The 23,787-nt window shown below is 66.7% G+C and carries 1 protein-coding gene (cut by a window edge); it reads left to right on the top strand.

The window, feature by feature from the left end:
- On the top strand, positions 1 to 23,787 hold the 3' portion of the coding sequence (locus tag FL344_RS01565) for a non-ribosomal peptide synthase/polyketide synthase (RefSeq protein ID WP_141617229.1). 12,042 nt of this gene lie to the left of the window's left edge; the window shows 23,787 of its 35,829 coding nt (coding positions 12,043-35,829); its start codon lies off the left edge, out of view; it ends in the stop codon at positions 23,785 to 23,787.

Raw genomic sequence — 23,787 nt, 5'->3', positions numbered from 1 at the left:
TACGTGGGCGGAGACGGCCTGGCAGCGGGGTACGTGGGGCGCCCGGAGCTGACGGCGGAGCGTTTCGTACCAAGCCCATTCGGTGAGGGAGAGCGGCTGTACCGCACGGGGGATGTGGTGCGGTGGCTGGGGAACGGGACGCTGGAGTTCCTGGGCCGCGCGGACACGCAGGTGAAGGTGCGCGGTTACCGCATCGAGTTGGGTGAAGTGGAAGCGGTGCTGGCCCAGCACAGTGGCGTCAGCGAAGCGGTGGTGGTGGCGCGGGAAGACGGGAACGAAGGTAAGCGGTTGGTGGCCTACGTGACGGGGCGGGAAGGGGCCTCGCTGGACACGGGGGCACTGCGAAGCCACGTGAAGCAGCGGCTACCGGAGTACATGGTGCCGTCGGTGTACGTGGTGCTGGAGTCGTTGCCGCTGACGCCGAACGGCAAGGTGGACCGCAAGGCGCTACCCGCTCCAGAGGCACAAGGCCCGAAGGCAGCGCACTTTGAGGCGCCTCGCAGGGCGACTGAGGAGAAGCTGGCGTCCATCTTCGCCGAGGTACTGAACGTCGAGCGCGTCAGCGTTGACGAAGACTTCTTCGAGCTGGGTGGCCACTCGTTGCTGGCCACGCAGTTGGTCTCGCGCGTTCGCGAAGCCTTCCACGTCGAGTTGCCTCTACGGGACGTCTTTGAGGCGCCCACGGTAGAGAAGCTCGCCCAGCGGCTCGAGACGGAACCGAACGGCACGCAGGTGCTTCAAGTGCCGCCGCCGACGCGAGTTGAACGAACCGGGTCGCTGCCCCTGTCGTTCGCGCAACAGCGGCTGTGGTTCCTCGACCAACTGGAGCCGGGTAGTTCGTCCTACAACATCCCTATCGCAGTGAAGCTGACGGGGACGGTGCAGGTGGACGCGCTGGAGCAAGCCTTCAAGGCGCTGGTGCTTCGGCATGAGTCGCTGCGCACGACCTTCCAGAGCAGCGGTGGTGAGCCGGCCCAGGTCATCGCCGAGAAGTCAGAGGTTCAGCTGCGAGTGGTAGACCTGCTCGACCTGTCCGAGGCTGAACGGGCCCCGGAAGTCCAACGCCTGATCGCCCAAGAGGCAGCGCATCCGTTCAACCTGGCGCGCGGCCCGCTGCTGAGAACGGTATTGCTGAAGCTGTCCGAGCAGGAGCACGTGCTGGTGCTGGTGATGCACCACATCGTGTCGGACGGCTGGTCCATGGGCGTGCTCGTCCGCGAGGTTGCCGCGTTGTATGAGGCGTGCTCGCAGGGCCTGCCGTCACCGTTGCCGGAGCTTCCGCTCCAGTACGCGGACTACGCGGTGTGGCAGCGCGAGTGGCTTCAGGGAGAGGTCCTGGAGTCACAGATCGCCTGGTGGAAGGAGCAGCTTCAGGGGGCCTCGCAGGCATTGGAACTGCCCACGGACAAGCCGCGTCCCGCGGTGCAGACCTTCCGTGGCGCCAGCCGGGATGTTCAGTGGCCGCGTGAGCTGTGGGAGTCGGTCAAGGTGCTCGCGTATCGTGAAGGCGCCACGCCGTTCATGGTGCTGCTCGCGGCGTTCCAGACGGTGCTGTCGCGCTACTCAGGGCAGGATGACCTCTGCGTGGGCTCGCCCATCGCCAACCGCACCCGGGCCGAGACGGAGGGGCTGATTGGCTTCTTCGTCAACACGCTTGTTCTTCGTGCTCGGCTCGATGGGAACCCCACGTTCCGGGAGCTGTTGGCTCAGGTTCGCGAACGGACGCTCGGCGCGTATGCGCATCAGGACATCCCCTTCGAGCGACTGGTGGAGGAACTCAAGCCGGACCGCGACTTGAGCCGCAGCCCGCTCTTCCAGGTGATGTTCATCCTGCAGAACACGCCCACCGTGGAGCTGCACCTGCCGGGCCTGACGCTGGCGGGAATGGACGGTGACTCGCGCACGTCAAAGTTCGACCTCACCCTGGAACTGACCGAGACGCCGCAGGGGTTGTCGGTCAGCGCCGTATACAACAGCGACCTCTTCGAGCCCGTGACGATGGACCGGCTGACGGGCCACCTGCGCGTGTTGCTGGAGGCCGCAGTCCAGACGCCGGATGCTCGGTTGGGCGAGCTGCCGTTGCTGAGCGCAGTGGAGCAGCGGCGGTTGCTCGTGGAGTGGAACGACACCCGCAGCGACTTCGTTCCCAATACCATCCAGGCCCTCTTCGAGGCTCAGGCCGCGAAGACGCCTGAAGCGCTCGCGGTCGTCGCCGAAGACTCGCGGCTGACCTACGAGGCGCTGAACCGGCGGGCCAATCAACTGGCGCACCACCTGCGTTCGCTGGGCGTCGGTCCGGATGTTTCGGTGGGCTTGTACCTGGACCGCTCCGCGAGTGCGGCGGTGGGCCTGTGGGGCATTCTCAAGGCGGGTGGTGCCTATGTGCCGCTGGACGTCATGTTCCCCGTCGAGCGCATCCGAAGTGTGCTCGCGGACGCGGGTGCCCAGGTGCTGATCACGCAGGCGGCCCTGGCGGAGGTCCTGCACTGGGACGCGGGAGAGGTGGTCCGTCTGGATGCGGACGCGTCTTCTCTATTGGAACGGAGCGAGCGCAACCCGGAGCCCTCGGCGGCGCCGGAGAACCTTTCCTACGTCATCTTCACTTCTGGCTCCACAGGGCGGCCGAAGGGCGTGGCCATCGAGCACCGGCAGCTGGTTCATTACGTAGAAGGCATCTCGCGCCGGCTGGACCTGCCGGAAGGCGCTTCGTTTGCTTCCGTGTCCACGCTGGCGGCGGACCTGGGCCACACCGCTGTCTTCCCCACGCTCTGCCAAGGCGGCGCGCTGCATCTCGTGTCTCGTGAATGCGCGTCGGACCCGTCCGCCCTGGCCGCGCTCTTCGAGCGCGAGGCCGTGGACTGCCTGAAGGTCGTCCCCGCTCACTTGCAGGCGCTCCTGGCCTCAGGGAAGCCCGAGCGGGTGTTGCCGCGTCAGCGTCTGGTGCTGGGCGGTGATGTCTCGGATTGGGCGCTGATGGATCGGGTGCATGAACTGTCGCCGGACCTGGTGGTGTTCAACCACTACGGACCCTCCGAGACGACCGTGGGTGTGCTCACGCTCCAGGTGGAGCGTGGGCCTCAGGGGCGTGTGTCGGCGTCGGTTCCGCTGGGGCGGCCCATTCCCAACGCGCGCGTCTACGTGCTGGATGCGTACCTGCGCCCAGTGCCCGTGGGCATTCCGGGAGAGCTGTGCATTGGTGGAAGGACCGTGGGCCGCGGCTACCTGGGCCGGGTGGACCTGACGGCCGAGCGCTTCGTTCCGGACGCGTACGCGGACGAGCCAGGTGCGCGGATGTACCGGACGGGAGACCGGGCACGGCTGCTCGAGGATGGCCGGGTGGAGTTCCTGGGCCGCACGGATGACCAGCTCAAGGTTCGCGGCTACCGCGTGGAGCTGGGCGAGGTGGAAGCGGCGCTGGAGCGGAACCCCTCGGTGCGTGAGTCGGTCGTGGTGGCCCACGAGAGCGGGACAGATGGCAAGCGCCTGGTGGGCTACGCCGTGCCGAAGGCTGGCCTCACACTGGAGGTCGACGCGCTTCGTGACTTCCTGGGCCAGACGCTGCCGGACTACATGGTTCCGCAGGCCCTGGTGGTGCTGGAGGCGCTGCCCCTGACGCCCAACGGCAAGGTGGACCGCAAGGCGCTGCCGACGCCGGACTTCCAGTCCGTGGATGCCGAGGCTTTTGTCGCGCCACGCACGGCCACGGAAGAACTGGTGGCGGGGCTGTTCTCCGAGGTGCTGGGGCTCGACCGTGTGGGGATCCACAGTGGCTTCTTTGAGCTGGGAGGGCACTCGTTGCTGGCGATGCAGGCCATCTCCCGCATCCGTGGCGCCTTCGGTGTCGAGCTGCCCCTGAGAGACCTCTTCGAGGCACCCACGGTGGCCGCGCTCGCCGAGCGGGTGGACCGTTGGGTGCGCGCCGGAGCGGGCTTCGCTGCGCCTCCGTTGAAGCCTCGGGTGGGACTGACGAGCGTCCTGCCGCTGTCGTTCGCGCAGCAGCGCTTGTGGTTCCTGGAGCAGCTCGCGCCGGGCAGTGTCTTCTACAACGTGCCGGCGGTGGTGAAGGTGTCGGGGCCGCTCGACGTGGCCGCACTGGAACGCAGCTTCGACGCGCTGGTTCGTCGCCATGAGTCCTTGCGGACGACTTTCCGCGCCGACGGTGGGACACCCGTGCAGGTCATCGCGCCTGTGGGACAGGTGGTGTTCACGGTCGAGGACCTGAGCGGGCTCCCTGATGCGGAGCAGGAGGCACAGCGCCGAGCGGACGTGGAGGCGCTTCGGCCGTTCGATCTGGCCAAGGGACCCTTGCTGCGGACCATGCTGCTTCGGCTCGGAGCGCGGGAGCACGTGTTGGTGCTGCTGATGCACCACATCGTGTCCGACGGCTGGTCCATGGGTGTCCTCGTGCGAGAGGTCGCGACGCTGTACGAGGCGTTCTCCCAGGGCCGTCCATCACCCTTGCCGGAACTGGCGGTGCAGTACCCGGACTACGCGGTGTGGCAGCGAGAGTGGCTGAAGGGCGATGTACTGGAGGCGCAGCTCGGGTACTGGAAGCAACGTCTGGAAGGGGCGCCCGCGGCACTGGAGCTGCCGACCGACAAGGCGAGGCCCGCCGTTCAGACGTATGGCGGCGCCTTGCTGCACGAGGTGTTGCCGAAGGCGCTCTGGCGCGACATGGAGGCGCTCGGCCGTCGTGAAGGTGCGACGCCGTTCATGGTGTTGCTCGCTGCGTACCAATGGGTGCTGTCCAAGTACGCGGGGCAGGAGGACGTGTGCGTGGGGGCGCCCATCGCGGGGCGCACGCAAGGCGAGACGGAGGGGCTGATCGGCTTCTTTGCGAACATGCTGGTGCTGCGGACGAAGGTGTCCCCGGCATCAACCTTCCGTGAGCTGCTCCGTCAGGTGCGGGAGGTGACGCTGGGTGCGTATGCGCACCAGGACGTACCGTTCGAGAAGCTGGTGGAGGAGCTTCAGCCCGAGCGTGACCTGAGCCGCAGTCCGCTGTTCCAGGTGACGCTGACGCTGCAGAACACGCCCGTGACGGAGGTGAAGCTCGGGGACGGCCTCACGCTGTCTGGCGTGGAGTCGGAGGGGCGGACGTCGAAGTTCGACCTGTCTCTGGTGGTGGAGGAAGTGCAGGGCGGCGTGGTGGTGGCGGCGAACTACAACACCGAGCTGTTCGAAGCAGAGACGGTGCGCCGGCTGCTCCACCACCTGCGGACCCTGCTGGAGGCGGCCATCGCCGGGCCGGCGAAGCGACTGGCCGAGCTGCCACTGATGGACGGTGAGGAGCTGCATCGACTGGTGAAGGAGTGGAGCGGGACGGCGTCGGAGTACCCGCGCGAAGCCAGCCTGAGTGCCCTCTTCGAGGCGCAGGTTCAGCGGACGCCGGACGCGGTGGCGGTGGAGTACGAGGACCGGCGGTTGACGTACGCGGAGTTGAATCGCCGTGCGAACCAGCTGGCGCACTACCTGAAGGGCATGGGCGTTGGGCCCGAGGTGCGAGTGGGCTTGTGCGTGGAGCGCTCACTGGAGCTGGTGGTGAGCGTGCTGGCCATCCTGAAGGCGGGAGGCGTGTACGTGCCGCTGGATGCCAGCTATCCGCTGGAGCGACTGGCGTGGATGAAGGCAGAGGCCGGCGTCGCGGTGCTGGTGGCGCAGGAGAAGCTGGCGGACGAGGTGGCCACGGGCGGCGAGCTGGTGGTGTGCGTGGACACGGAGTGGGACACGCAGATTGCCCTGCAACCGGAGGTCGTACCGAGCACGCATGTGGGTGGATGCAACCTGGCGTACGTGATGTTCACGTCAGGAAGCACGGGGAAGCCGAAGGGCGTAGGCGTACCGCACCGAGCGGTGTCACGCCTGGTGCTGGGGACGGACTTCGCGCACTTCGGGCCGGAGGAAGTGTGGCTGCAACTGGCACCGATTTCCTTCGATGCATCGACGCTGGAGGTATGGGGCGCGCTCCTGCACGGCTCGCGGTTGGTGGTGTACCCGGCAGTGACTCCGACGTTGGATGAGTTGGGCCGGAAGCTGGAGGCTTCGGGCGTAACGTCGCTGTGGCTGACGGCTGCGCTCTTCGAGCAGATGCAGGCACGGCAGCCGAAGGCCCTGGCCAGCGTTCGTCAGCTGCTTGCAGGGGGCGACGCGCTCCCGGTGTCCCGTGTGAAGGAACGATTGGCGGCAGGTGGCCTGCTCATCAACGGGTATGGCCCGACTGAAAATACGACATTCTCCAGCACGTACCGGATGGAGAGGCCAGAGGAAGTAGGTGTCTCGGTGTCCATCGGCCGGCCGGTGAAGAACACGGTGGCCTACGTGCTGGACATGGGGATGCGTCCGGTGCCGGTAGGCGTTCCGGGTGAGCTGTACGTGGGCGGAGACGGGTTGGCAGTGGGGTATGTGGGACGCCCGGAGCTGACGGCGGAACGCTTCGTGCCGAATCCGTACGGCGAAGGAGAGCGGCTGTACCGCACGGGGGACGTGGTGCGGTGGCTGGGGAACGGGACGTTGGAGTTTCTGGGCCGAGCGGACACGCAGGTGAAGGTGCGCGGTTACCGGATTGAGCTGGGCGAGGTGGAAGCGGCGCTGGCCCAGTACGGTGGTGTCAACGAAGTCGTGGTGGTGGCACGGGAGGATGGAGGCGAAGGCAAGCGGTTGGTGGCCTACGTGACAGCGCAGGAAGGTGCCTCGCTGGACTCGGGTGCACTGCGGAGCCACGTGAAGCAGCGGCTGCCGGAGTACATGGTGCCGTCGGCGTACGTGGTGCTGGAGTCGTTGCCGCTGACGCCAAACGGCAAGGTGGACCGCAAGGCGCTGCCCGCACCAGATGCACAAGGCCCGAAGGCAGCGCACTTCGAGGCGCCTCGCACGGCGACTGAGGAGAAGCTGGCGTCCATCTTCGCTGAGGTGCTGAACGTCGAGCGCGTCGGACTGGAGGGGGACTTCTTCGAGTTGGGCGGACACTCGCTGCTGGCAACGCAGTTGGTGTCGCGAGTGAGGGAAGAACTCCAGGTAGAGCTCCCGCTGCGAGACATCTTCGAATCCTCCACAGTGGGGAAGCTGGCCGAACGAATTGAAGCATCTCGCGGGACGGCAGCGGCCGAGGTTCGAGCACCACCCCTGACATGCGCTTCTCGGAGCGATGCGCTACCGCTGTCATTCGCTCAGCAGCGGCTGTGGTTCCTCGACCAGTTGGAGCCAGGCAGTCCGTTCTACAACGTCCCCTCAGTGGTGAAGTTGAGTGGGCGTCTGCAAACGACCGCGTTGGAGGCCAGCTTCAGTGAACTCGTGCGGCGGCACGAGTCATTGCGCACGACGTTCCGCGTCAGTGGTGGTGAACCCGTGCAGGTCATTGCAACGGATCCGCTTCAGCCTTTCCAGCAGCTCGACTTCAGCGAGCTGGAAACGGAGCGCGAATCCAAGGTGCGACACTGGATCGAAGAGGAGATTCAGCGCCCGTTCAACCTGGAGACGGGCCCGCTGCTGAGGGCGACGCTGGTGAAGGAGGGGGAAGAAGCGCACGTGTTGGTGCTGGTGATGCACCACATCGTGTCGGACGGCTGGTCGATGGGCGTGCTGGTGAGGGAGTTGGTGGCCCTGTACGAGGCGTACTCGCAGGGGCGCGAGTCACCGCTGGCGGAGCTGGCGGTGCAGTACGCGGACTACGCGGTGTGGCAGCGAGAGTGGCTGAAGGGTGAGGTGCTGGAGGAGCAGCTCGGGTACTGGAGGAAGCAGCTAGCGGGTGCGCCGGCGGCGTTGGAGTTGCCGACGGACAAGGTGAGGCCGGCGGTTCAGACGTACCGAGGGGACACGAGAGGACTGGAGTGGCCGAAGGGGCTGTGGGAGGGGGTGAAGGGACTGGCGCAGCGGGAGAACGCGACGCCCTTCATGGTGCTGCTGGCGGCCTTCCAGGTGGTGCTGTCGAGGTACGCGAGACAGGAAGACGTGTGCGTCGGGACGGCAATAGCGAACCGGACGAGGGCTGAGACGGAGGGGCTGATTGGCTTCTTCGTGAACACGCTGGTGCTGCGGACGAAGGTGTCTGCGGCATCAAGTTTCCGTGAGTTGCTGGCGCAGGTGCGTGAAGTGACGCTGGGTGCGTACGCGCACCAGGAAGTGCCCTTCGAGCGGTTGGTGGAGGAGCTGCAGCCGGAGCGGGACTTGAGCCGCAGCCCGCTATTCCAGGTGATGTTGGTGCTGCAGAACGCGCCGGGAGGGGCGGTGAGCCTGCCGGGGCTGAAGCTGGAGGCGGCGGAGTCGTCTGCGAAGACGTCGAAGTTCGACGTGACGCTGGGCTTGGGAGAGTCGAGCGCGGGAGGGCTGTCGGGCGCGATCGAGTTCAACAGCGACCTGTTTGAAGCCGAGACGATGGAGCGGCTTTTGGGGCACTTGCGGGTGCTCCTGGAGACTGCTGTGAGCGCCCCGGCGCTGCCGCTTGCTGAGCTGCCACTGATGGGCAGTGAAGAGCAGCAGCGACTGGTGAAGGAGTGGAGCGGGACGGCTTCCACGTACCCACGCGATGCCAGCCTGAGTGTCCTCTTCGAGGAGCAAGCACAGCGGACACCGGACGCGGTGGCGGTGGAGTATGAGAACCATCGGTTGACATACGCGGAGCTGCACCGGCGCTCGAACCAGTTGGCACACCACCTGAGGAGCATGGGTGTGGGGCCTGAGGTGCGGGTGGGGTTGTGCGTGGAGCGCTCGCTGGAGCTGGTGGTGAGCGTGCTGGGCATCTTGAAAGCGGGAGGCGTGTACGTCCCGCTGGAGTCCAGCTACCCGCTGGAGCGCCTGGCGTGGATGAAGCAGGAGGCGAGCGTCACGCTGCTGCTGGGGCAGCAGAAGCTGCTCGAGTCCATGATGCTCTCCGGCACCGAGTCCAGGGTGTGCGTGGACACGGAGTGGGACGCTCAGATTGCGCATCAGCCAGAAAGCAACCTGCGTTCCAGTGTGGCCGGTGGGCATCTGGCGTACGTGATGTTCACGTCAGGAAGCACGGGGAAGCCGAAGGGCGTAGGCGTGCCGCACCGAGCAGTTTCTCGATTGGTGCTGGGGACGGACTTCGCGCACTTCGGGCCTGAGGAAGTGTGGCTGCAACTGGCACCGATTTCCTTCGATGCATCGACGCTGGAGGTATGGGGCGCGTTGCTGCACGGCTCGCGGTTGGTGGTGTACCCGGCGGAGACGCCGTCGCTGGAGGAGTTGAGCCGGAAGCTGGAGTCGTCCGGCGTGACGTCGCTGTGGCTGACGGCGGCGCTCTTCGAGCAGATGCAGGCGCGGCAGCCGAAGGCCCTGGCCAGTGTCCGCCAGTTGCTGGCGGGTGGTGACGCGCTCCCGGTGTCCCGAGTGAAGGAGCGTCTGGCGGCAGGTGGCCTGCTCATCAACGGGTACGGCCCGACGGAGAACACGACGTTCTCCAGCACGTACCGGATGGAAAAGCCCGAGGAAGTCGGGGTGTCGGTGTCCATCGGCCGGCCGGTGAAGAACACGGTGGCCTACGTGCTGGACGGGGCAATGCGTCCAGTGCCGGTGGGGGTGCCGGGTGAGCTGTACGTGGGCGGAGATGGCCTTGCTATGGGGTACGTGGGCCGCCCGGAGCTGACGGCGGAGCGCTTCGTACCGAATCCGTACGGCGAAGGAGAGCGGCTGTACCGCACGGGGGACGTGGTGCGGTGGCTGGGGAACGGGACGTTGGAGTTCCTGGGCCGAGCGGACACGCAGGTGAAGGTGCGGGGCTACCGGATTGAGCTGGGCGAAGTGGAAGCGGCGCTGGCCCAGCACAGTGGCGTCAACGAAGCCGTGGTGGTGGCGCGGGAGGATGGAGGCGAAGGCAAGCGGTTGGTGGCCTACGTGACGGCGCAGGAAGGTGCCTCGCTGGACACGGGTGTACTGAGAAACCACGTGAAGCAGCGGCTACCGGAGTACATGGTGCCGTCGGTGTACGTGGTGCTGGAGTCGCTGCCGCTGACGCCGAACGGAAAAGTGGACCGCAAGGCTCTGCCTGCTCCGGTGACGATGCTGGGCACGCCAGGTTCCGATTATGTGGCGCCGCGCACTCCCACAGAGGAACTGCTCGCTGGGATTTTCTCGCAGGTGCTGGGCGTGGAGCGGGTGGGTTCGAAGGACAATTTCTTCGAACTGGGGGGCCACTCACTGTTGGCAACACAGATGGTGTCGCGGATTCGGAGCACCTTCCGAATCGAGCTCCCGCTCCGTGAATTGTTCGAGGCTCCCACGCTGTCGCTCCTGGCCGAGCGGGTAGACCAAGCCATTCGCACGGGAGCGTCGATCACCGCTCCGCCCCTGAAGCCACGAGCGGATGGGAGCTGGGTGTTGCCTCCGTCGTTCGCGCAGCAGCGGCTATGGCTCCTGGACCAGATGGAGCGAGGGAGCGCCTCCTACAATGTGCCGGCCGTCCTTCGGGTAGAGGGGCCGCTCCAGGCCGAGGTGCTTGAGCGGAGCTTCGTGGAGCTCGTGCGGCGCCACGAGTCGCTGCGGACGACGTTCAGCACTCGGGATGGAAAACCCGTTCAAATCATCGCAGCCGAGCCGGTGCTGGCCTTCCGAAGCGTGGGGCTGGAGTCATCGGCGGAGGCCGCGCGCACGGCGGAAGTCACTCGTCTGGTCGAACAGGAGGTACACCAGCGGTTTGATCTCGAACGTGGCCCTTTGCTGCGCGTGACGCTCCTGAAGCTGTCCGATCAAGATCACGTGCTGATCCTGGTGACACACCACATCGTGTCTGATGGGTGGTCCATGGGCGTCCTCGTGCGGGATGTAACCGCACTCTACGAGGCGTTCTTGCATGGGCGTCCCTCACTGCTACCGGAACTGCCAGTGCAGTACCCGGACTACGCGCTGTGGCAGCGGGAGTGGCTGAAGGGCGAGGTGCTGGAGTCGCAACTCGCATACTGGAAGCGGCAGCTGAAGGGGGCACCCCAATCGCTGGAGCTGCCGACAGATAAACCGCGGCCCGCGGCGCAGAGCTTCCGAGGAGGACATCTCGACCAGTCCTGGCCCCTGGCCTTGTGGGAGCGGGTGAAGGCCCTGGCACAGCGTGAAGGAGCAACGCCGTTCATGGTGCTGCTGGCGGCCTTCCAGGTGGTGCTGGCCCGCTACGCGAGACAGGACGACGTGTGCGTGGGGTCGCCTATCGCAGGGCGCACGCAAGGCGAGACGGAGGGGCTGATCGGCTTCTTCACGAACATGCTGGTGCTGCGGACGAAGGTGGTCCCGGCATCAACCTTCCGTGAGCTGCTCGCTCAGGTGCGAGAGGTGACGCTCGGCGCGTATGCGCACCAGGACGTGCCGTTCGAGAAGCTGGTGGAGGAGCTTCAGCCCGAGCGTGACCTGAGCCGCAGTCCGCTGTTCCAGGTGACGCTGACGCTGCAGAACACGCCCGTGACGGAGGTGAAGCTCGGGGACGGCCTCACGCTGTCTGGCGTGGAGTCGGAGGGGCGGACGTCGAAGTTCGACCTGTCTCTGGTGATGGAGGAGGTGCCGGACGGCGTCAGGGCGATGGTCAACTACAACAGCGACTTGTTCGAGGCCGGGACGATGGACCGGATGCTTGGACACTTGAGGGTGCTGTTGGACGCCGGCGTCGCCGAACCGGATACGCGACTGGCCGAGCTGCCGCTGATGGGCAGTGAGGCGCGGCAGCGGCTGGTGAAGGAATGGAGCGGGACGGCGTCGGAGTACCCACGCGATGCCAGCCTGAGTTCCCTCTTCGAGGCGCAGGTTCAGCGGACGCCGGACGCGGTGGCGGTGGAGTACGAGGACCGGCGGTTGACGTACGCGGAGTTGAATCGCCGTGCCAACCAGCTGGCGCACTACCTGAAGGGCATGGGCGTTGGGCCCGAGGTGCGAGTGGGCTTGTGCGTGGAGCGCTCACTGGAGCTGGTGGTGAGCGTGCTGGGCATCCTGAAGGCAGGGGGCGTGTATGTGCCGCTGGATGCCAGCTATCCGCTGGAGCGCCTGGCGTGGATGAAGGCGGAGGCCGGCGTCGCCGTGTTGGTGGCGCAGGAGAAGCTGGCGGACGAAGTGGCTACGGGTGGCGAGCTGGTGGTGTGCGTGGACACGGAGTGGGACACGCAGATTGCCCTGCAACCGGAGGTCGCACCGAGCACGCGTGTGGGGGGAGGCAACCTGGCGTATGTGATGTTCACGTCGGGAAGCACAGGGAAGCCGAAGGGCGTAGGCGTGCCTCACCGAGCAGTGTCTCGCCTGGTGCTGGGGACGGACTTTGCGCACTTCGGGCCTGAGGAAGTCTGGCTGCAACTGGCACCCATCTCCTTCGACGCATCAACGCTGGAAGTGTGGGGCGCACTGCTGCACGGCTCTCGGTTGGTGGTGTACCCGGCAGTGGCTCCGACGTTGGAGGAGTTGGGCCGGAAGCTGGAGTCGTCAGGCGTGACGTCGCTGTGGCTGACGGCTGCGCTCTTTGAGCAGATGCAGGCACGGCAGCCGAAGGCCCTGGCCAGCGTTCGTCAGCTGCTTGCAGGGGGCGACGCGCTCCCGGTGTCCCGTGTGAAGGAGCGGCTGGCAGCGGGTGGTGTGCTCATCAACGGGTATGGCCCGACGGAGAATACGACGTTCTCCAGCACGTACCGGATGGAGAGGCCGGAGGACGTAGGTGCCTCGGTGTCCATTGGCCGGCCAGTGAGGAACACGGTGGCCTACGTGCTGGACTGGGCAATGCGTCCAGTGCCTGTGGGCGTTCCGGGTGAGCTGTACGTGGGCGGAGACGGGCTGGCAGTGGGGTACGCGGGGCGTCCGGAGCTGACGGCGGAGCGCTTCGTACCAAGCCCATTCGGTGAGGGAGAGCGGCTGTACCGCACGGGGGACGTGGTGCGGTGGCTGGGGAACGGGACGTTGGAGTTCCTGGGCCGAGCGGACACGCAGGTGAAGGTGCGCGGTTACCGGATTGAGCTGGGTGAAGTGGAAGCGGTGCTGGCCCAGCACAGTGGCGTCAACGAAGCCGTGGTGGTGGCGCAGGAGGACGGGAACGAAGGCAAGCGACTGGTGGCGTATGTGACAGCGCGCACGGGCACGAGTCTGGAGTCCAGCGCGCTGAGAAGCCATGTGAAGCAGCGGCTACCGGAGTACATGGTGCCGTCAGCGTACGTGGTGCTGGAGTCGCTGCCGCTGACGCCGAACGGCAAGGTGGACCGTAAGGCGCTGCCCGCACCGGACGCCCAGGGGCCGAAGACGACGCACTTCGAGGCGCCCCGCACGGCGACTGAGGAGAAGCTGGCGTCCATCTTCACCGAGGTGCTGAACGTCGAGCGCGTCAGCGTCGATGAAGACTTCTTCGAACTGGGGGGCCACTCGCTGCTGGCCACCCAGTTGGTGTCACGCGTCCGCGAGTCCTTCCAGGTGGAACTCCCCCTGAGGGACGTCTTCGAATCTCCGACGGTGGAGAAGCTGGCCCTCCGGCTGGGCTACGCACAGGTGGGGGGCTTGATGCCCCAGGCGCCACCACTGAAGCGGGCACTGCGCCAGGGGACATTGCCGTTGTCGTTCGCTCAGCAGCGACTGTGGTTCCTTGACCAACTGGAGCCTGGCAGCGCCTTCTACAACGTGCCGGTCGCAGTGAGGCTCACAGGCGTCCTCGACGTTGCAGCGTTGCGCCGTAGCTTCGATGAGTTGGTACGCCGACACGAATCGTTGCGAACCACCTTCCGTGATCAGGACGGGATGCCCGTCCAGATCGTCTCCGACACTGCATCGACCCGGTTGGAAGTCTTGGCATGCGGAACTCCAAACGACGGTGAAGGAGGGCTGGAGACAAAACGCCTCGCGGAGCAAGAGGCGCTTCGCCCGTTCAACCTGGAGACAGGGCCGCTGTTGAGGGCGACGCTGGTGAAGGAGGGGGAAGAAGCGCACGTGTTGGTGCTGGTGATGCACCACATCGTGTCGGACGGCTGGTCGATGGGCGTGCTGGTGAGGGAGTTGGTGGCCCTGTACGAGGCGTACTCGCAGGGGCGCGAGTCACCGCTGGCGGAGCTGGAAGTGCAGTACGCGGACTACGCGGTGTGGCAGCGAGAGTGGCTGAAGGGGGAAGTGCTGGAAGAGCAGCTCGGGTACTGGAGGAAGCAGCTAGCGGGTGCGCCAGCGGCGTTGGAGTTGCCGACGGACAAGGTGAGGCCGGCGGTCCAGACGTACCGAGGAGACACGAGAGGGCTGGAGTGGCCGAAGGAGCTGTGGGAGGGCGTGAAGGGGCTGGCGCAGCGGGAGAACGCGACACCCTTCATGGTGCTGCTGGCGGCCTTCCAGGTGGTGCTGTCGAGGTACGCGAGGCAGGAAGACGTGTGCGTCGGGACGGCGATAGCGAACCGGACGAGGGCTGAGACGGAGGGGCTGATTGGCTTCTTCGTGAACACGCTGGTGCTGCGGACGAAGGTGTCTGCGGCATCAAGTTTCCGTGAGTTGCTGGCGCAGGTGCGTGAAGTGACGTTGGGTGCGTACGCGCACCAGGAAGTGCCCTTCGAGCGGTTGGTGGAGGAGCTGCAGCCGGAGCGGGACTTGAGCCGCAGCCCGCTGTTCCAGGTGATGTTGGTGCTGCAGAACGCGCCGGGAGGGGCGGTGAGCCTGCCGGGGCTGAAGCTGGAGGCAGCCGAGTCGTCAGCGAAGACATCGAAGTTCGATTTGACGCTCGGGTTGAGTGAGACGGATGAGGGCCTTTCTGGAGGCCTCGAGTTCAACAGCGACCTGTTTGAAGCCGAGACGATGGAGCGGCTTCTGGAACATCTGCGGGTGTTGTTGGATGCGGCCGTCGCTCGGCCTGAGACGCGGCTGGCCGAACTGCCGCTGATGGGCAGTGAAGAGCAGCGGCGTTTGGTGAAGGCGTGGAGCGGGGCGACTGCGCATTACCCACGAGAAGCGTCGTTGGCGCAGTTGTTCGACGCACAGGCTCAGCGGACGCCGGACGCGGTGGCGGTCGAGTATGAGGACCGGCGGCTGACGTACGCGGAGCTGAACCGACGCGCCAACCAGCTGGCACACCACCTGAGAAGCATGGGGGTGGGGCCCGAGGTGCGGGTGGGGTTGTGCGTGGAGCGCTCGCTGGAGCTGGTGGTGAGCGTGCTGGGCATCTTGAAGGCGGGAGGCGTTTACGTGCCGTTGGATGCCAGCTATCCGCTGGAGCGCCTGGCATGGATGAAGCAGGAAGCAGGCGTCACGCTGCTGGTGGGGCAGCAGAAGCTGCTCGAGTCCATGAGGCTCGGTGACACCGAGTCCAGGGTGTGCGTGGACACGGAGTGGGACACGCAGATTGCCCACCATCCCGTGAGCATTTCGAGCGCCAACGTGGGCGGTGGAAACCTGGCGTACGTGATGTTCACGTCGGGAAGTACCGGTAATCCGAAGGGTGTGGGCGTGCCGCACCGCGCGGTGTCTCGATTGGTGCTGGGAACGGACTTCGCGCACTTCGGGCCCGAGGAAGTGTGGCTGCAACTGGCACCGATTTCCTTCGACGCATCGACGCTGGAGCTGTGGGGGGCACTGCTGCACGGCGCGAAGTTGGTGGTGTACCCGGCTGGGACACCGTCGCTGGAGGAGTTGGGCCGGAAGCTGGAGTCTTCAGGCGTGACGTCACTGTGGCTGACAGCGGCGCTCTTCGAGCAAATGCAGGCGCGGCAGCCGCAGGCCTTGGCCAACGTGAAACAGGTGCTCGCTGGAGGAGACATTCTGCCGGTGTCCCGCGTGAAGGAGCGGCTGGCAGCGGGCGGTGTGCTCATCAATGGGTATGGCCCGACGGAGAACACGACGTTCTCCAGCACGTACCGGATGGAGAAGCCGGAAGAAGTAGGCGCCTCGGTGTCCATCGGCCGGCCGGTGAAGAACACCGTGGCCTACGTGCTGGACGGGGCAATGCGCCCAGTGCCTGTGGGCGTTCCGGGTGAGCTGTACGTGGGCGGAGACGGCCTGGCAGTGGGGTACGTGGGCCGCCCGGAGCTGACGGCGGAGCGCTTCGTACCAAGCCCATTCGGTGAGGGAGAGCGGCTGTACCGCACGGGGGACGTGGTGCGGTGGCTGGGGAACGGGACGCTTGAGTTCCTGGGCCGAGCGGACACGCAGGTGAAGGTGCGGGGCTACCGGATTGAGCTGGGCGAAGTGGAAGCGGTGCTGGCCCAGCACAGTGGCGTCAACGAAGCCGTGGTGGTGGCGCGGGAGAATGGAGGCGAAGGCAAGCGGTTGGTGGCCTACGTGACGACGCAGGAAGGGGCCTCGCTGGACACGGGTGCACTGCGAAGCCACGTGAAGCAGCGGCTACCGGAGTACATGGTGCCGTCGGTGTACGTGGTGCTGGTGTCGCTGCCGCTGACGCCGAACGGCAAGGTGGACCGCAAGGCGCTGCCCGCGCCGGACGCCCAGGGTCCGAAGACGGCGCACTTTGAAGCACCCCGCACGGCGACTGAGGAGAAACTAGCGTCCATCTTCTCCGAGGTGCTGAACGTCGAGCGCGTCAGCGTCGATGAAGACTTCTTCGAGCTGGGTGGCCACTCGCTGCTGGCCACGCAGTTGGTGTCACGCGTCCGCGAGTCCTTCCAGGTTGAACTGCCACTCAGGACCGTTTTCGAGTCCCGGTCTGTTGAGACGCTGGCGAGGTGGCTGGGCGGTGCCTCGGGAGTCGCTGCTGGGCTGAGAGGCCCTCCGCTGGTTCGCGCTTCACGCGACGGCGCGCTTCCTCTGTCGTTCGCGCAGCAACGGCTGTGGTTCCTCCACCAGCTTGACCCCGACAGTGCCTTCTACAACGTGCCCGTGGCAGTGAAGCTTTCGGGGGTCCTTGATGTTGCGGCGCTGGAACGGAGCTTCCATTCACTCGTTCTCCGTCATGAGGCGCTGCGCACGACCTTCCGTTCCGAGGCAGGCGTTCCCACCCAGGTCATCTCTCCCTCAGGACGGGGCGCGTTGGAGTTCGTGGACCTGAGTGCGCTCCAGGGTACGGAGAAGCCCTTGGAGGTCCAGCGTCGAACGGAACTTCAAGCACTTCGTCCGTTCAACCTGGAGACGGGCCCGCTGCTGAGGGCGACGCTGCTGAAGGAGGGGGAAGAAGCGCACGTGTTGGTGCTGGTGATGCACCACATCGTGTCGGACGGCTGGTCGATGGGCGTGCTGGTGAGGGAATTAGTGGCCCTGTACGAGGCGTACTCGCAGGGGCGCGAGTCACCGCTGGCGGAGCTGGCGGTGCAGTACGCGGACTACGCGGTATGGCAGCGAGGGTGGCTGAAGGGTGAGGTGCTGGAGGAGCAGCTCGGGTACTGGCGGAAGCAGCTAGCTTGTGCGCCAGCGGCGTTGGAGTTGCCGACGGACAAGGTGAGGCCGGCGGTCCAGACGTACCGAGGGGACACGAGAGGGCTGGAGTGGCCGAAGGAGTTGTGGGAGGGCGTGAAGGGGCTGGCGCAGCGGGAGAACGCGACGCCCTTCATGGTGCTGCTGGCGGCCTTCCAGGTGGTGCTGTCGCGCTATGCGCGCCAGGACGACGTCTCTGTAGGCTCCCCCATCGCCAATCGCACGCGAGCCGAGACGGAGGAGTTGATTGGCTTCTTCGTGAACACGCTCGTGCTGCGGACACGACTGGATGGCAATCCCAGCTTCCGTGAGTTGCTGGCGCAGGTGCGCGAAGTGACGCTGGGGGCGTACGCGCACCAGGAAGTGCCTTTCGAGAGGCTGGTGGAGGAGCTGCAGCCGGAGCGGGACCTGAGCCGCAGCCCGCTGTTCCAGGTGATGTTGGTGCTGCAGAACACTCCGGGAGGCGCGGTAAGCCTGCCCGGACTGACGTTGGAGGCAGCGGAGTCGACTGGGAAGACGTCGAAGTTCGACTTGACGCTTGGCTTGGGAGCGTCGAGCGCAGGCGGACTGACGGGCGCGTTGGAGTTCAACAGCGACCTGTTCGAAGCCGAGACGATGGAGCGGCTGCTAGGGCAACTGAGGGTGCTGTTGGAGGCCGCCGTCGCTGAGCCGGAGACGCGGCTGGCCGAGCTGCCGTTGATGGGCAGTGAGGAGCAGCAGCGACTGGTGAAGGAATGGAGCGGGACGGCGTCGACGTACCCACGCGATGCGAGCCTGAGTGCTCTCTTCGAGCAGCAGGCACAGCGGACGCCGGACGCGGTGGCGGTGGAGTACGAGGGCCAGCGACTGACGTACGCGGAATTGAACCGACGTGCGAACCAGTTGGCGCACCACCTGAGGTCCATGGGTGTAGGGCCGGAAGTCCGGGTGGGCTTGTGCGTGGAGCGCTCGCTGGAGCTGGTGGTGAGCGTGCTGGGCATCCTGAAGGCGGGAGGCGTGTACGTGCCGCTGGATGCCAGCTATCCGCTGGAGCGCCTGGCGTGGATGAAGGCAGAGGCCGGCGTCGCATTGCTGGTGGCGCAGGAGAAGCTGGCGGACGAGGTGGCCACGGGCGGCGAGCTGGTGGTGTGCGTGGACACGGAGTGGGACACGCAGATTGCACATCAACCGGAGAGCACGCTGAGCGCCCATGTGGGTGGAGGCAACCTGGCGTACGTGATGTTCACGTCAGGAAGCACGGGGAAGCCGAAGGGCGTAGGCGTGCCTCACCGCGCAGTGTCTCGCTTGGTGCTGGGGACGGACTTCGCGCACTTCGGGCCCGAAGAGGTGTGGCTGCAACTGGCGCCCATCTCCTTCGACGCATCGACGCTTGAAGTGTGGGGCGCGTTGCTGCACGGCTCGCGGTTGGTGGTGTACCCGGCAGGGACCCCGACGTTGGAGGAGTTGGGCCGGAAGCTGGAGTCGTCAGGCGTGACGTCGCTGTGGCTGACGGCTGCGCTCTTCGAGCAGATGCAGGCGCGGCAGCCGAAGGCCCTGGCCAGTGTCCGCCAGTTGCTGGCGGGTGGTGACGCGCTGCCAGTGTCCCGTGTGAAGGAGCGGCTGGCAGCGGGTGGTGTGCTCATCAACGGGTATGGCCCGACGGAGAACACGACGTTCTCCAGCACGTACCGGATGGAGAGGCCGGAGGAAGTCGGGGTGTCGGTGTCCATCGGCCGGCCGGTGAAGAACACGGTGGCCTATGTGCTGGACGTGGGGATGCGCCCGGTGCCGGTAGGCGTTCCGGGTGAGCTGTTCGTGGGCGGAGACGGCCTGGCAGTGGGGTACGTGGGACGCCCGGAGCTGACGGCGGAGCGCTTCGTGCCGAATCCGTACGGCGAAGGAGCGCGGCTGTACCGCACGGGGGACGTGGTGCGGTGGCTGGGGAACGGGACGTTGGAGTTCCTGGGCCGAGCGGACACGCAGGTGAAGGTAAGGGGCTACCGCATCGAGTTGGGAGAAGTGGAAGCGGCGCTGGCCCAGCACAGTGGCGTCAACGAAGTAGTGGTGGTGGCGCGGGAGGATGGAGGCGAAGGCAAGCGGTTGGTGGCCTACGTGACGGCGCAGGGAGGGGCCGCACTGGATGCGGGTGCACTGCGAAGCTACGTGAAGCAGCGGCTACCGGAGTACATGGTGCCGTCGGCGTATGTGGTTCTGGAGTCGCTGCCGCTGACACCGAACGGCAAGGTGGACCGCAAGGCGCTTCCCGCGCCGGACACAGAGGGCACGGCGAGCGAGAAATATGTGGCGCCTCGAACAGCGACCGAAAAGGCGTTGGCCGCAATCTTCGTCGACGTCCTAAAGGTCGAGCGGGTCGGGCTCGACGGAGACTTCTTCGAACTGGGCGGACACTCTTTGCTGGCAACGCAGTTGGTGTCGCGCGTGCGGGAGGAACTCCAAGTAGAGCTCCCCCTTCGAGACATCTTCGAGTGTCCAACGGTGGAGAAGCTCGCCCATCGGCTGGACCACACTTCGAAAACGGATGGCGGCGCGCAGCCACCACAGTTGGTACGGGTTCCTCGCGACAGGGCGCTTCCCCTGTCATTCGCCCAGCAGCGCTTGTGGTTCCTCGCGCAGTTGGAGCCTGACAGCACCGTCTACAACGTCCCGGCGTCGGTGCGGTTGACGGGCGCCTTGAACGTTCCCGCGCTGACGCAGAGCTTCGACGCGCTGGTCCAGCGTCACGAGGCGCTGCGCACCACGTTCCGGACTGAGGGCGGTTCGCCGGTACAGGTCATCGACCCACGGGGTGGCGCGCGGCTCGACATCGTGGACCTGCGCTCGCTGCCAGCGGCGCGGAGGGAAGAGGAGGCGCAGCGGATCGCGCAAGAGGCGTCGCAGCGCCCGTTCGACCTGGAAAGCGGCCCGCTGCTGCGGATCGCCTTGCTCGCGATGTCGGAGCAGGACCATGTGTTGGTGCTGGTGATGCACCACATCGTCTCGGACGGTTGGTCCATGGGGCTCCTGGTTCGCGAGCTGACCGAGCTCTATGCGTCCTTCTCCCAGGGGCAGCCGTCGCACCTGCCGGAGCTACCGCTTCAGTACGCGGACTACGCGGTCTGGCAGCGCGAGTGGCTCCAGGGGGACGTCCTGGATGCGCAGCTCGGCTACTGGAAGCAACGCCTGGACGGCGCGCCCCGGTTGCTGGAGCTGCCCACGGACAGGCCGCGTCCGGCAGTCCAGTCCCTGGAAGGGGCGTACGTGCCCTTCTCGTTGGGCCGTGAGCTGTCGGAGGCGGTGCATGCACTCGCCCGCCGTGAAGGCGTCACGCCGTTCATGGTGCTGCTGGCGGCGTTCCAGGCCGTGCTGGCGCGTTACTCAGGGCAGGACGACGTGAGCGTCGGTTCGCCCATCGCCGGACGCACTCGCGCGGAGACGGAGGGGCTCATTGGCTTTTTCGTGAACACGCTGGTGCTCAGAACCCGGCTGGAGGGGAGCCCGTCCTTCCGTGAGCTGCTGGCTCGGGTCCGGGAGGTCACGCTTGGCGCCTACGCGCACCAGGACGTGCCTTTCGAAAAGCTCGTCGAGGCGCTGCGTCCGGAGCGCAGCCTCAGTCATTCGCCGCTGTTCCAGGTCATGCTCACCTTCGACAGCACGCCAGATGCTGGAGGAGACGCGCAGGCCGGCATGGGGATGAAGCACGTCGCCGTGGAGCACCGGGTGTCGCGGTTCGACCTCTCGCTCGGCTTCGTGGAAGGCAAGGACGGCTTCTCCGGTGGACTGGAGTACAGCACCGTCCTCTTCGAGCCCGAGACTGCGGCGCGACTTCTGGCCCACCTGAAGACGCTGCTTGAAGGTGCCGTGGCGGAGCCGGATCGGTCCGTGTACGCGCTGCCCTTGCTGGACGCGGATGAACAGCGGCGGTTGCTGGTGGAGTGGAATGAGACCGGCTCCGGCGACATCTCGGAGACGAGCATCCACGCCCTGGTCGAACGGCAGGCGGCGGCCACTCCCGACGCCGTGGCGGTGGTGGCTGGTGACGAAGTGCTCACGTACCGCGAGCTCATGCAGCGGTCGGACCGGCTGGCGCGGAAGCTCCGCACGCTGGGCGTCGGGCCGGAGGTCCGCGTGGGCCTCTGTGCAGAGCGCAATGCGGACCTGCTGATCGCGGTGCTCGGCATCCTCAAGGCGGGTGGCGCGTACGTCCCGTTGGACCCGGCATACCCGAGCCAGCGGCTGGCCTTCATCATCGAGGACTCCCAGCCTCGCGTCCTGGTGGGCCAGCGCGCGCTGCTCGACGCGCTGCCTCACGGGGACGTGGCCCGGTTGGCGCTCGACGATGCGGATGGGCTCGTGGCGGAAGCCGAGGCGGCGCCGGTGCCCAGGTCCGCTCCGGACCATCTCGCCTACGTGCTGTTCACGTCGGGCAGCACGGGCCGGCCGAAGGGCGTGGCCCTGGCGCATCGCAGCGCCGTGGCCTTCCTGCGCTGGACGACGCAGGCGTTCTCGTCGGACGAGCTGGCAGGGGTCCTCGCCTCCACGTCGCTCAACTTCGACCTGTCCGTGTTCGAGATGTTCGCGCCGCTCATCCGTGGCGGGTCTGTGGTCATCGCTCGCAATGCCTTGGAGTTGCCGTCGCTCCCGGGGGCCCGGCGGGTGACGCTCGTCAACACGGTGCCCTCCGCGATGGCGGAGTTGGTGCGTGCCCATGCCGTGCCGGACTCGGTGCGCACGGTGAACCTGGCGGGAGAACCGCTGGCCCAATCCCTGGTGGAAGCCATCCACCAGTCCGCGCCCGGTGTGCAGCGCGTGCTCAACCTCTACGGCCCCACCGAGGACACGACGTACTCGACCTGGACCGTGGCCCCTCGCGGCGCCACGCGGGAGCCCACCGTGGGGCGGCCGATTGAGGGGACTCGCGCGTACGTGCTGGATGCGCTCGGTCAACCCGTGCCTCAGGGCGTGGCGGGCGAGCTGTACCTGGGCGGGGATGGGCTTGCCCGAGGGTATGTCGACCGGCCCGAGTTGACCGCAGAGCGCTTCGTTCCCGACGCGTTCAGTCCGCGGCCCGGAGCGCGGCTGTACCGCACCGGAGATCGCGTGCGGTGGTTGCCGGATGGCGTGCTGCAGTACCTGGGCCGAATCGACCAGCAGGTGAAGGTGCGTGGCTTCCGAATCGAGCTGGGCGAAATCGAGGCCGTGTTGCGCAGGCATCTGGACGTGCGCGAGGCCGTGGTGCTCGTGCGCGACGACGGGAGCGAAGGACGGCGCCTGGTGGCGTACATCGTGCCCCATCCGGGCAGGGTGCCCGACGCCACGGCGCTCCGGCGCTACGTGAAAGAAGGGCTGCCGGACTTCATGGCGCCCTCGGTGGTGATGGTGCTGGCCTCGCTGCCGCTGACGCCCAATGGCAAGGTGGACCGCAAGGCGCTCCCGGCGCCGGACGCACTCCGTCCGGAGTCGACGCGGGCCTATGTGGCGCCTCGGGATGCACTGGAGCTCCTGCTCACGCGCATCTGGGAGGAGTTGCTGGGCACCGGCCCCATTGGCATCCACTCCGACTTCTTCGAACTGGGAGGGCACTCGCTCCTGGCCATGCGGATGGTGTCGCTCATCCGCGAGCGCCTGGGACGCAGCCTGCCCGTGGTTTCACTGTTCCAGGCGGGGACGCTGGCGGAGCTGGCTTCTCGGCTCCGGCAGACACCCGGGCACGTGTCCCCGCTGGTGCCGATTCAGAACGGCGGTTCGCAGCGGCCCGTCTTCTGCGTCCACCCAGTCAGCGGAAACGTCCTGCCGTACCTGGAACTGTCGCGGCGCCTGGGGCCGGACCAGCCGTTCTACGCGTTCCAGGCCCCGGGCCTCGAAGGCGAGCGGGCACCGCTGGGGACCGTGGAGGCGATGGCCTCCACCTATGTGGAGGCCATGCGCGGCGTCCAGGCCAGCGGGCCATACCGGCTGGCGGGGTGGTCCTTGGGAGGTGTCGTGGCGTTCGAAATGGCGCGGCAGTTGGAGCAGCAGGGGGAGCAGGTGGAGCAGCTGACGCTCATCGACGCCTACGCCTTCGATCAGCGGACAGAGGAACCCGTGGGCGCGGAGTGGATTGCCGCTCGGTTCGTGGAGTTCACGGGCCAGCTCCTGGGCCTGCCCGTCGCGGAGTTGATGGCGGATGCGCATTCCGCGGACGAGGCTTCGCTGCTGGGCCGCCTGTTGGAACTGGGGCGGCGCACCGGCGTTCTGGCTCAGGGCGTTGGAGCCGAACAACTCCACGCGCTGTACCGTGTCTACGAGAGCAACCTCCGCGCCCTCTGGGATTATCAACCAGGACGCTACGGTGGCCGCGTCACGCTGCTGCGCGCGAGCGAGACGCACGTACCCACGGGCACGGATGGCGGCTGGGGATCGCTGGCGGCAGGAGGGGTGGAGGTGCACGAACTCTCCGGTGACCACCACTCCATCCTCAGGGCGCCAGCGGTTGACGTGATCGCGGAGACGATGGCGCTGAAGTCGTCCTCATAG

Origin of the sequence: Myxococcus sp. AB036A, from assembly GCF_006547355.1 — a bacterium.
In the GTDB taxonomy this organism is placed as follows: Bacteria; Myxococcota; Myxococcia; order Myxococcales; family Myxococcaceae; genus Myxococcus; species Myxococcus virescens.
The sequence above is the reverse complement of the archived record's forward strand: the minus strand, read 5'-3'. Positions and strand labels throughout refer to the sequence as shown.